The organism is Cognaticolwellia mytili (genome assembly GCF_002104475.1).
GTDB classification, from domain to species: Bacteria; Pseudomonadota; Gammaproteobacteria; order Enterobacterales; family Alteromonadaceae; genus Cognaticolwellia; species Cognaticolwellia mytili.
The window spans coordinates 838,887-850,191 of record NZ_NBOF01000003.1 but is presented as its reverse complement, the minus strand read 5'-3'; the positions used below and the strand labels follow the sequence as shown (position 1 = coordinate 850,191).

The 11,305-nt window shown below is 38.6% G+C and carries 11 protein-coding genes and 5 tRNA genes; all 16 read right to left on the bottom strand.

The genetic code is table 11. The features are described 5' to 3' along the window. Positions 1-700: 700 nt before the first annotated feature. The 16 genes from B7C41_RS13555 to ruvC all read right to left on the bottom strand — a co-directional run bounded on the left by B7C41_RS13555 (position 701) and on the right by ruvC (position 11,170). Positions 701-788: transfer RNA gene (locus B7C41_RS13555), tRNA-Ser, on the bottom strand. Between the two features lie 139 nt (positions 789-927). Beyond that, positions 928-1,974: a quinolinate synthase NadA gene (nadA, locus tag B7C41_RS13550; protein WP_085299430.1), complete on the bottom strand. Its 1,047-nt coding sequence runs from the start codon at positions 1,972-1,974 to the stop codon at positions 928-930. A gap of 190 nt (positions 1,975-2,164) precedes the next feature. Beyond that, positions 2,165-2,240, bottom strand: a tRNA-Lys gene (locus tag B7C41_RS13545). Between the two features lie 92 nt (positions 2,241-2,332). Then, positions 2,333-2,408 (bottom strand) — tRNA-Lys (locus B7C41_RS13540). A gap of 75 nt (positions 2,409-2,483) precedes the next feature. Next, positions 2,484-2,559: transfer RNA gene (locus B7C41_RS13535), tRNA-Lys, on the bottom strand. Between the two features lie 45 nt (positions 2,560-2,604). Next, positions 2,605-2,680: transfer RNA gene (locus B7C41_RS13530), tRNA-Lys, on the bottom strand. Between the two features lie 149 nt (positions 2,681-2,829). After that, a complete protein-coding gene (gene ybgF, locus B7C41_RS13525; RefSeq protein ID WP_085299429.1) occupies positions 2,830-3,615 on the bottom strand; it encodes a tol-pal system protein YbgF in 786 nt (261 codons plus the stop codon). Positions 3,616-3,627: 12 nt separating this feature from the next. Continuing rightward, positions 3,628-4,182, bottom strand: a complete 555-nt coding sequence (gene pal, locus B7C41_RS13520; RefSeq protein WP_085299428.1) for a peptidoglycan-associated lipoprotein Pal — start codon at positions 4,180-4,182, stop codon at positions 3,628-3,630. Between the two features lie 43 nt (positions 4,183-4,225). Then, the gene (gene tolB / locus B7C41_RS13515) at positions 4,226-5,572 is read right to left on the bottom strand and encodes a Tol-Pal system beta propeller repeat protein TolB (RefSeq protein WP_085299427.1); all 1,347 of its coding nucleotides are present in this window, start codon (positions 5,570-5,572) and stop codon (positions 4,226-4,228) included. A gap of 32 nt (positions 5,573-5,604) precedes the next feature. Continuing rightward, complete coding sequence (tolA, locus tag B7C41_RS13510; protein WP_085299426.1) at positions 5,605-6,507, bottom strand: cell envelope integrity protein TolA; 903 nt, start codon at positions 6,505-6,507, stop codon at positions 5,605-5,607. Next, entirely contained in the window at positions 6,507-6,935 is a 429-nt protein-coding gene (gene tolR, locus B7C41_RS13505; RefSeq protein ID WP_085299425.1) for a protein TolR, read from the bottom strand. The genes tolA and tolR overlap by 1 nt, the downstream gene beginning before the upstream one ends. 15 nt (positions 6,936-6,950) lie before the next feature. Beyond that, positions 6,951-7,634 (bottom strand): protein TolQ, encoded by a 684-nt coding sequence (tolQ, locus tag B7C41_RS13500; RefSeq protein ID WP_085299424.1) that lies wholly within the window; start codon positions 7,632-7,634, stop codon positions 6,951-6,953. After that, positions 7,624-8,034: a tol-pal system-associated acyl-CoA thioesterase gene (gene ybgC, locus B7C41_RS13495; RefSeq protein WP_085299423.1), complete on the bottom strand. Its 411-nt coding sequence runs from the start codon at positions 8,032-8,034 to the stop codon at positions 7,624-7,626. Before ybgC ends, tolQ begins: the two co-directional genes overlap by 11 nt. Positions 8,035-8,866: 832 nt before the next feature. Beyond that, a complete protein-coding gene (gene ruvB / locus B7C41_RS13490) occupies positions 8,867-9,874 on the bottom strand; it encodes a Holliday junction branch migration DNA helicase RuvB (protein WP_085299422.1) in 1,008 nt (335 codons plus the stop codon). 53 nt (positions 9,875-9,927) lie between these two features. Further along, positions 9,928-10,545, bottom strand: a complete 618-nt coding sequence (ruvA, locus tag B7C41_RS13485; RefSeq protein WP_085299421.1) for a Holliday junction branch migration protein RuvA — start codon at positions 10,543-10,545, stop codon at positions 9,928-9,930. Positions 10,546-10,642: 97 nt separating this feature from the next. Then, complete coding sequence (gene ruvC, locus B7C41_RS13480) at positions 10,643-11,170, bottom strand: crossover junction endodeoxyribonuclease RuvC (RefSeq protein WP_085299420.1); 528 nt, start codon at positions 11,168-11,170, stop codon at positions 10,643-10,645. Positions 11,171-11,305 lie beyond the last annotated feature (135 nt).

Sequence of the window (11,305 nt, the reverse complement as noted above, 5' to 3'; positions counted from 1 at the left end):
GGATAACTATGTAAAATCAACGTTAATGTGAGTGTCCACACAAATTGCATGATAACTAATTGTTAAAGAACGTTAACTCGATGAGTTAACCGAAACAAAATCTCATTCGCTTTGTTTCGTTGCTACAAGCCTTGCCTGAAGCAGGATGCGTATAATACGCTTCCGTGTTTTAAAGTCAACGTTTATTTCTAATAAAAAAGTGTTTTTTTGAACTTTCTTTTTAGAAGATTCAAAACCCTACTTTATAACGTTAAGTCAGCTATTTTGGCCTAAACCAGTGTAGTTAACTCTTTAAAACAAGCTTCTTGGGTTGCCCCGAAGAAGTGGAGCGCATTATGGCGATTTTTCAGAGCACGTCAACACTTAATTTCAATTAAATATCATAAAGTGAATCGTTTGCTCTTTAATTATACAAAACGTACAAGTATGCACCTACTGAGAGTTGTATCGACTATTTATTTACAATTATTCCTAAGAAACAAAGCAATCTTTAGTTAGTTAAACTCTGGATGAAAAATAAAAGTTAAATTTTAACCCATAAATTTAACTATAAAATGAAAGTAGTTATTTCTATTACCGGAAGTTACTCTGGTTATGCTAGGTGTTTGTATACAAGAGAAACTAACAGATACAAAAAAGCCGCTAGTTAACTAGCGGCTTTCTTTTCAATATCACTCACTGGAAATGATATTAATAGATATGGCGGTGAGGGAGGGATTCGAACCCTCGAAGGCTTGCGCCTTACACGCTTTCCAGGCGTGCTCCTTCGGCCACTCGGACACCTCACCATTTTAAACGCTTTGTTCTAAAGTAATAATTTTGCTCTAGCTCGAAGCTGCGCTATGGTAGAAAAAATCCTATCAGAACGCAACAAAATTTAGTTAATGCAGTAACAACTGCCTATTTATAGAACAGAATGTTATTAAATTACTTATTTTTACTAAGTTCCGCATTAAATTGAAGCATACGGTCAAGCGATTTAAGCGCTCCCTCACGTAACGACATATCAACAAAGACTTCACGCCCTTCTGGATTTAACAACGCTTGTTCAATTTCGTGTAAACCATTCATTGCCATCCAAGGGCAATGCGCACAACTTCTACATGTTGCACCTTCGCCAGCCGTTGGTGCTTCAAAAAATTCTTTATCTGGGCATAACTGCTGCATTTTATAAAAAATACCACGGTCAGTAGCAACAACAAACTTTTTGTTTGGCAATTCTTGCGCAGCTTTAATCAACTGGCTAGTTGACCCCACAGCGTCAGCAAGCTCTACAATTTCGTACGGAGATTCAGGATGAACTAAGATTGCCGCATCAGGATGAAGGTGTTTCATGTCCTTTAATGCTTTAGTTTTAAATTCGTCGTGAACAATACAAGCGCCCTGCCACATTAACATGTCAGCACCGGTTTGCTTTTCAATGTAGGTACCTAAATGACGATCAGGTCCCCAAATGATTTTTTCACCTTGTTCATCTAAATGTTCAACAATTTCTAATGCACATGATGAGGTAACAATCCAATCGGCTCGCGCTTTTACCGCAGTAGAAGTGTTTGCATACACAACAACTGTTCTATCTGGGTGTTGATCACAAAAAGCATTAAATTCTTCAATAGGGCAACCTAAGTCTAGAGAGCAGGTTGCTTCTAATGTTGGCATCACAACGGTTTTCTCAGGTGTTAAGACTTTTGCCGTTTCACCCATAAAACGAACGCCAGCAACAATTAAGATTTCTGCTGGGTGGTTATTACCGAATCGAGCCATTTCTAGTGAATCAGCTACACAACCACCTGTCTCTTCAGCTAGAGCCTGAATTTCTGGATCAGTATAATAATGCGAAACAAGCACAGCATTCTTTTCTTTCAATAAGGCTTTAATACGTGTTTTATATTCTTCACGTTCTACAGCATTTAGTGGTGCTGGCTTTTGTGGAAATTGAAAGTCAAAGTCTACGGCTAAATTTGCTTGTGTCATGTGTCATCTCGATAAGTACCTAAAAATCGCGTGAATTATAAGGTATAGAAGATTAAATGTGTACTAAGAATATATCCTAGCTAAGAACAGATTAAGATAATAAATAAAGAAGTATAAAACAGGTATTACAGACTAATAATTTTACAAGGAATATGCTTGAGGATTTCAATAGATGTTGTGTAATAAAAAGTGGTCGGTCGTGAAGGATTTGAACCTTCGACAAATTGGTTAAAAGCCAACTGCTCTACCAACTGAGCTAACGACCGATGAACTACTTTCAATTTTTAACAATGAACTAATATAATGAATTGGTAATGAACAAAACAGTATACTTTAAGAAATATTCGAGAACTAAAAGTGGTCGGTCGTGAAGGATTTGAACCTTCGACAAATTGGTTAAAAGCCAACTGCTCTACCAACTGAGCTAACGACCGATAAACTACTTTTAATTTTTAACAATGAACTTACTATGAATAAATTCAAAACCAGCAATTTCAATGAAGAAAAAGTGGTCGGTCGTGAAGGATTTGAACCTTCGACAAATTGGTTAAAAGCCAACTGCTCTACCAACTGAGCTAACGACCGATATACTCTACAACAAATGCCAAACACTATCCTTGGTAAAGAAAGTGGTCGGTCGTGAAGGATTTGAACCTTCGACAAATTGGTTAAAAGCCAACTGCTCTACCAACTGAGCTAACGACCGACATTTGTTTTCATTGGGCTACTCGTCCAATGCGGGGCATATAATACTCATAATTTTTTTAAGTGCAACAACAATCTTCAGTTTTTTTGACTTTATTGACTGTTCGAACAAAAAGACAGCAAAACGGAGAACTTAACAGCAACTTTTTACTATTTTAAGCTATTTAACCTTGGCTGTGCTAATTTCGCTGCACTTGAGTTAGGGTATTCCGCTAATAACTTCTGATAAATCGTTTTCGCTTTACCTAAATTATTCTCTTTTTGTTCAACCATCGCAAGTTTCAGCATGGCATCACTACGTTTACTTGAATCAGGATATTGATCAACCACCAAATCAAATTCTTTACGTGCTTTAGCTAATTCGCTCTTATTGAATAATAACTGCCCTAACCAGTAATGCGCATTCGCTGCATAGCTAGAATCAGGATATTTTTGATTAAAAGCTTCGAATTCAGGAATGGCCTGTTCGTAGCGTTTATCTTTTAACACCATATTAACCGCGCGGTCGTAGGCTTCATTTTCAGTTAAGTTATTACTATAACTTACGGCATCAACATTATTCGATGGCGCAATAAGTGCAGCGGGTGCTTGATTAGCAGGCTTTAGTGCTTCGGAAACACGCCGGTCTAGTTCTTGATACAACTCACGTTGACGATCTAATACTTGACTTAGTTGATAGGTATGAAGCTCTGTAATGCCACGTAATTCATTGACTTCATTTTGCAATTCATCAAGTTGACGTTGTACATTAACTTGCGCTCGATTACGCGCATCTAATTTGCGTTCAAGGCTACCAAGCTGTTCACTTAGATTTGAAGTTGTATTACTTGCCATTGTGCCAGCGTTTACTTCAATTACAGGAGCAGGTTCTGCCGCCACTGCTAAATTAGCAGCAACAGCAAAGGACATCCCGAATAGAATGCTATTGGGTTTCATTTAAATACCTGATTAATAAACCAATACTGCACGACGGTTCTTAGCAAACGCGCCTTCGCTACGATCTTTAACCATTGGTTTTTCTTCGCCATAGGCTACAGTGCTAAGTTGTGACGCTGAAACACCCATATTTTCTAGGTAAGTTTCAACCGCTTTTGCACGACGCTCACTCAAAGCAATGTTGTACTCTGGTGTACCACGTTCATCAGCATGGCCTTCAATTAATACGTTCACGTTTGAGTTTTCATTTAAAAACTTAGCATGAGCTTCTAAAACGGCTGCAAAATCAGCACTTACTGATGATTTATCAAAATCAAAATAAACAATGTGCTCTGAACGTAAACGCTCTATTTCACGTTCTTGTTGAGCTTTAATTTTTTCAGCTTTTTGCATTGCTGCTACTTTTACACGTTCAGCTTCATCGCGAACTTTTTGCTCAGCCATCGCTGCTTCATTAGTTTGCATAGCACTAGTATCTTCACTAGCTGAATCAGATGAACTACAAGCTGATAAAGCCAAAATAGGTAAAACAACCGCTAGGGCCTTTACTGTTTTATTCAAACGCATTTTAAGTGTCCTTATTATTTACAAATTAAATTACTAATTATTATTATAAAAATGGCGACCATGAAGGCGATTTCACTTCACCATTTAAAGCAGGCAATCTTGCCTTAAATCTTCCATCTACAGAAACTAAACTCAATACCTGACGGTTATTGTGTAAAGTACTATAAATTATCATTCCACCATTAGGTGAAATACTTGGAGATTCGTCCAAACGTGTTTTTGTTAACACTTGGAAAATCCCTGAATCAAATTCTTGTTTAGCTAGATGATATTGACCACGTGTGCGGTTAACCATTACTAGTTGCTTTCCATCCGGTGTTAATGAACCGCCGAGATTCATTTCACCATCAAAAGTTAAGCGTCTTACTTTACCATCGATTAAATTTACGCGATATAGCTGTGCTTTTCCACCCCGTTCTGAACTAAATACCAATGAATTTCCATCTGGTGTCCAACTTGGCTCGGTATCAATGGCACGGTGACGGGTAATTCTGCGTAGTTTTTTACTAGCAACGTCCATAACATACAATTCAGGGTTGCCATCTTTAGACAACACCATTGCTAGTTGCTTGCCATTAGGAGACCACCTTGGTGCGCTATTAATTCCATCGAATGAGGTAATTAAATTTCGTTGTCCAGAATAAATATCAATAATGTGAATTTGTGCTTGGCGGTTCTCAAATGTTACATAAGCTAACTGATTACCATTAGGGTTCCACGCAGGTGACATTAGTGGTTCTTTCGAACTAAGTAATACGTGCTCATTAAAACCATCATAGTCTGCAACAGCAAGTTGATAAGGATATTCACCTTCGTCACGCACGATAACATAAGCAATCTTCGTTAAAAATGCACCTCGAGCGCCAGTCAGCTTTTCATAAACAACATCACTAATTCGATGTGCGTATCGACGAAATTGATCGCTACCAATTTCAACCGTACTTTCATCTAGTATATGATCTGATGTTTGAACCAACTCTCCATTGCTCAACATTTGTGTTTGGCCACCAGTAACCTGGCCACGAATCACATCTACTAATTGATATTTCACTTGATAGCGGCCAATAGATGCTTCACTAATTTCACCAATAACGACAGCTTCAACCCCCTCAGCAGCCCAAGCACTATAATCTATTTGGCTATCATCGTGTGGAGATTGTGGAAAATTCGATACATTAATTGGACTAAACTTACCACTGCGCAATAAATCATCACTTATGACTTTTGACAAACGTTCAGGTATTACACCAGTACCGCTCCATTTAAATGGCACTACGGCAATTGGCCTTGCGCCGTCTACACCTTCAGTAATAACAATTTCTAAAGTGGCCATTGCCTGCTTTGACATCAAAGCGACAAAAAGGAGTACAAACAGGGTTACTTTTTTCATATTGTTGATTATGTTCCTAATAAATACAAAACTTAATTAAATTTGTCTGGTGCTACCGTTAAACTGATAGTTCTCATTTCGCGAAATACTTCAGGGTCTTTCGACACAGGTAAAGTCCCCGCTTTATATACTGCATTTTTTGCTGCTTCACAAACCGTTCTATCGCCTTTGCCAACAACAACATTGGTGACAAAGCCTGATGGTGCAAGACTAATCGTTAATTTACAAGACTTACCTTTCATGGTTGCTTCATCAATAAGAAAATGACGCTGAATGGCTTGCCCTATCAATGCTTGAAAGCGGCCAACTTCTGTCATCATTTGTTGGCGTCGTGCTTTTTGACGACCTGCCATTTCTTCGGCCATTTGTTGTTCTAACATTTTCTGCTGGGCAGCTCGTTCAAGTGCTTCTTGTTCTTTGCGTTTTCGTTCAGCGGCTTTCTTCTTACGTAATTGGTCAGCTTTTTTCGCCGCTTGCTCTTCTTTTAAACGTTTTGCTTTCGCATCAGAAGCCGCTTTATCTGCCTCTTTTTTCTCTTTTTCTTTCTGCTTACGTATTTTATCAGCAGCATTGGCCTTAGCTTTCGCTTTTTTAGCAGCGCTGTCGGCTGCTTTTTTTTCTCTTGCTTTTTTCTTACGCTGTTTTTCAAGCTCTTTTATACGACGCTCTTCTTTTTTGCGTTTATTTTTTGCCGCAGCAACACGTTTTTCGAGATCTCTTACTTTCTTAGCATCATCAGCTTTTTTCTTTTTAAGTTTGTTAATTTGTTCTTCTACTTTACCTCTGTCAATCACAACAGCTTGAATAGGTTCCATTTGCACAGCTGTTGGAGTCGCCTTTGGTGGTGTAGAAAAGTCGCCAAGTAGCAACACCACAGCTAATACGACATGTATGCCAAAACTCAATGCTATTGGAGTCGCGTACTTAAATGACACTACTTTTTCTCCGGCGTATCAGTCATTAAGCCAACAGATGGCACACCTGCTACTTGCTGTAAAAGCACCATCAACTGAATGACAGCATCATAAGAAACAGCACCATCACCATTAACCACTACCGGTGTTTCAGGGGCAAGTTTTAAATGTGCCTTCACTAATGTCGCCACTTCTTCTGCTGACATCGGCTCATTTTTACTGGTACCAACCGCTAAATAATATTGGCCTTTTGCATCTACAGATGCCACAAGCGGCGGCTTGCTGTCTTTACTTAAAGGCTCAGAGTCTGCTTGTGGTAAATCAACCTTAACTCCTTGCGTAATTAAAGGTGCGGTAACCATAAATATGATCAATAACACAAGCATAACGTCAATATATGGAACGACATTTATCTCAGCTACTTTACGACGCCTAACACGATTGTACATAAGCTAGCTCCAACCTTACGTTTGTTGTTCCGTTGCTGTTTGTCTTTGCAAAATACTTGAAAACTCTTCCATAAAGTTACCATAACTATTTTCAAGCTTTTCAACATTATGACTAAAACGGTTAAATGCCATTACCGCTGGAATCGCAGCAAACAACCCCATTGCTGTTGCAATTAGTGCTTCTGCAATACCTGGTGCAACCATAGCAAGCGTAGCTTGCTCAACAGCGCCTAAAGCAATAAATGAATTCATTATTCCCCAGACCGTACCAAACAGACCAATATAAGGACTAATTGAACCAACCGTTGCCATAAAGGGTAGGTGTGTTTCTAAGCTATCAACTTCACGTGATAGTGCAACGCGCATGGCACGATGTGTACCATCAACAATAATCTGTGGAGCATAGGTGTGACTTTTACGTAAACGCGCAAACTCGCGAAAACCTGAAACAAATAAACTCTCAATACCATCAACTTGCTCTTTGGCAGAGACTTCACTATAAAGCTTGCTTAAGTCGGCACCACTCCAAAATTTATCTTCAAACTCTTGTAATTGTTCACGGGCGGCATTTAAAACTTTACGACGTTGAAAAATCATCGCCCAACAAGCGATTGAAAAACCAAGTAAAGTCAACATCACCAGTTGTACTAATAAACTTGCTTCTAAAAATAAGTCAAAAAATGAGAGTTCAGCTGACACGTTTTAATGCTCCTAATATGCTTTTGGGAATACCACAAGGTTTAGCAATAGACAAATTAACACAGGCAACCTTAATCACAACATCACATAATAGTTGCTGGTGTTGATTAACGAGTTGTTGAGAAAATACTAAACTAGCAGACTTCAATCGGCTAATGGTCGTAGTAATTGTCAACAAATCATCAAGTTTTGCCGATGCTTTATTGTCCATTTCTACCTTTGTGACCACAAAACCAATGTTTTGTTCTAAAAATATTGATTGACTAATACCAAGAGAGCGCAACCATTCAGTTCGAGCGCGCTCAAAAAATTTTAAATAATTAGCATAGTAAACTATGCCCCCAGCATCGGTGTCTTCGTAATAAATGCGAACGGCGTGCTGATAACTATTTAACGACATTAATAACTTCGAATATTTTTAAGGGAATTTTATCAGCCTATCATAATAGATAAGGCTCACGTGCCACAAGGCCTTAACGCCTTTCTTTGTAACAATTTCTGCAAAAAGTGTGATTTAATCCCTTCAAATATAAAAATATTGTTATTAGGAGCTGTTGATCTTTGTTTAATAATTCAACTGAGAGATAAAATCGACTTAATTAAGGCGAAAATGATGTAATTTAGCAAACTAAATCAACTATTTTCAACACAAAGTAAGATAGCTTTAGCCTCAGCCCTTGGGCAATGGCTGTTTTTTAATGCTAGCTACATTAGATCCTCACTTATTCAGAACAACCAAACCTTATTCATTGCGCTTACTAACATTAAAATCAGTCTATTGCTGAAATTACAAGCAAAGAGCTACAACCCTAATCATTCGATGGTGACAGCCACGATAGACGGGGTCTATTCTAAACAGAAGCCTTCGCATTAGTTTTTCTAATGGGCAATATAAATTTTTTTCGTTTGTTCTATTTAACTCATCGGACTAGAATGCTTTTGTTTTCTGAGCTAGCGCAGAATATTTGTCTAACTGACAGGTATTTCCATATAGCCAATAAACTGTTGAATAGTATTCAACTTTTCTCTCTGACATATCCCTAGGAACTTATTTTCCTTCTACAACTTACACTCTAAGTTGGCCCACATAGTTTTATGTGGGCTTTTTTTTGTCTAAAAACTATGATTTAAACCGTCATACCTACTACCAATAATATTACAGTATGATTTTCCTGCTACGATAAAAAATAAAGCACCAAAAGGTGCTTTATCTTTCATTTGTTTTTTTGGGGCTATTTCTCAGGGAAGTCTAAACCAAAATGAAAATATGCTCGATTAGTCGCTATTCGCCCTCTTGGCGTACGTTGTAAGAAACCTTGTTGGATTAAAAACGGCTCTAAAACATCTTCAATCGTTTCTCGTTCTTCACCAATGGCAGCAGCAACATTATCTAAACCAACAGGACCACCACCGAATTTATCAATAATCGCTTCAAGTAGCTTGCGATCCATTAAATCAAATCCTTCATTATCAACTTCTAGCATATCTAACGCTCTCGCCGCCGTTGATTGACTAACAATGCCGCCAGTCTTGACGTCAGCATAATCTCTAACACGACGCAGTAATCGGTTGGCAATACGGGGCGTGCCACGAGAGCGCTTTGCTACTTCAAATGCGCCCTCTTGGTCAATTTCCAAATTTAAAAAATGCGCGGAGCGAATGACAATTTCTGTTAATTCTTTAGTGTTATAAAACTCTAATCGCTGAACAATACCGAAACGGTCACGCAGTGGTGAGGTTAATGCGCCAGCTCGGGTAGTAGCACCGATTAAAGTAAAGGGTGGTAAATCAAGTTTGATCGAACGAGCAGCCGGCCCTTCACCAATCATAATATCTAACTGATAATCTTCCATTGCAGGGTAAAGTATTTCTTCAACAACAGGGCTTAAGCGGTGAATTTCGTCGATAAACAAGACATCATTTTCTTCAAGATTAGTCAGTAGTGCGGCTAAATCCCCTGCCTTCTCTAATACTGGACCTGATGTGGTGCGAATGCTAACGCCCATTTCATTGGCAACAATATTAGCCAGCGTTGTTTTACCTAAACCTGGCGGGCCGAAAATTAATAAATGATCAAGTGGCTCTTCACGCTTCAAAGCTGCAGCTATGAAAATTTCCATTTGTGATTTTACATGCTCTTGTCCGGTATAATCGGATAGCATTTTTGGTCTAATAGCTCGATCAACCGTTTCATCTTCGCGGCTGGCTATCGGTTCAATTAGTCGATCGGCTTCTATCATGGTTTACTCTTAGGAAAGTTTACGGCTTTGATACTAAATTTATTGCTTATAATTTATAACATGGCTTTTAACGCGTCACGAATCAAGTCTTCACTACTTTTTCCTGCATCGAATACCGCTTTAACCGCTTTATCTGCTTGTTGTTGACTATATCCTAAAGAAACTAACGCGTTAACTGCATCACCTTTAGTATCGTTAACAAAGTTATTTCCTTGATTAACGTCCATTGGCATCATATGAGCAAGTGCATCACTGCTATCGGTTTGCCAATCTTTTAATCTATCGCGCATTTCAATTAATAAACGTTCTGCAGTTTTTTTACCAACCCCTGGAATTTTAACAATGGTGGTTAAGTCGTCATGAACAACACAACTAACAAACTGATCAGCAGACATACCCGATAAAATAGCTAAGCCTAACTTTGGACCAACACCATTAACTTTTATTAACAGGCGAAATAATTTTCGCTCAACTTTATTGGCAAAACCATAAAGTAATTGTGCATCTTCACGTACAACAAAGTGAGTATATACTACTGCTTCTTGGTTTAATTCAGGCAAGGCGTAAATACTGGTCATTGGCATGGTAACTTCATAACCAATGCCATGGCATTCAATTAAAATTTCTGGCGCTGTTTTTTCGATTAAAATACCGCGTAAACGTCCTATCACTGCGTAAACCTATCACTTGAAAATATAATGTCGCCACCATACCACTAGATATTTATACAGTAAAGTTTTATCAGGTTAAATAACATCAAACCAAAGTCTAACGCAATCGCCCACGTACAGTTTTACTTGCTTGGCCTGACAATTTAGTGATGCTGTCATGACTATGGGCGTGACATAAAGCAACAGCTAAGGCATCAGCTGCATCGGCTTGTGGTGTACCGGGAAGCTGTAAAATAGTTTTCACCATATGCTGTACTTGCGCTTTATCTGCTGCACCAGTACCAACAACAGATTGTTTGATTTGTCGCGCAGAATACTCCGCAACACTAAGGCCAGTATTGGTTGCGGCAACAATAGCAGCCCCTCTTGCTTGTCCTAGTTTTAACGCGCCACCAGGATTTACCCCCATAAAAACTTGCTCTATCGCAAACATATCTGGTTGAAACTGCACTATTAACTCACTAACACCTGCAAAAATAGTTTGTAACCTGGCACTAAAGTCATCGCCAGCAGCAATCGCTTTAATACAGCCACTGCCTAGGTACGTAAAGTTTCGACCATTTTGTTTAATAACGCCGTAGCCTGTTAATCGTGACCCAGGATCTATGCCTAAAATAATGCTCACTAATGATTTACTCTTTAAAAGCGTTAAATAATTCTAATGAAAAAAAACGCACCAATAAAGCCAATCTAGCATTATTCGTGCGTTTTAATTTTACTTTATGTTAGCTATTAGCCAACATTAACGAGCATTTAACAG

Bases quoted from the DNA above. Each gene is read 5' to 3' on its own strand.
- nadA (WP_085299430.1), bottom strand. From the start codon at position 1,974: ATGACACAAGCAAATTTAGCCGTAGACTTTGACTTTCAATTTCCACAA.
- ybgF (WP_085299429.1), bottom strand. From the start codon at position 3,615: ATGAAACCCAATAGCATTCTATTCGGGATGTCCTTTGCTGTTGCTGCT.
- pal (WP_085299428.1), bottom strand. From the start codon at position 4,182: ATGCGTTTGAATAAAACAGTAAAGGCCCTAGCGGTTGTTTTACCTATT.
- tolB (WP_085299427.1), bottom strand. From the start codon at position 5,572: ATGAAAAAAGTAACCCTGTTTGTACTCCTTTTTGTCGCTTTGATGTCA.
- tolR (WP_085299425.1), bottom strand. From the start codon at position 6,935: ATGTACAATCGTGTTAGGCGTCGTAAAGTAGCTGAGATAAATGTCGTT.
- ybgC (WP_085299423.1), bottom strand. From the start codon at position 8,034: ATGTCGTTAAATAGTTATCAGCACGCCGTTCGCATTTATTACGAAGAC.
- ruvB (WP_085299422.1), bottom strand. From the start codon at position 9,874: ATGATAGAAGCCGATCGACTAATTGAACCGATAGCCAGCCGCGAAGAT.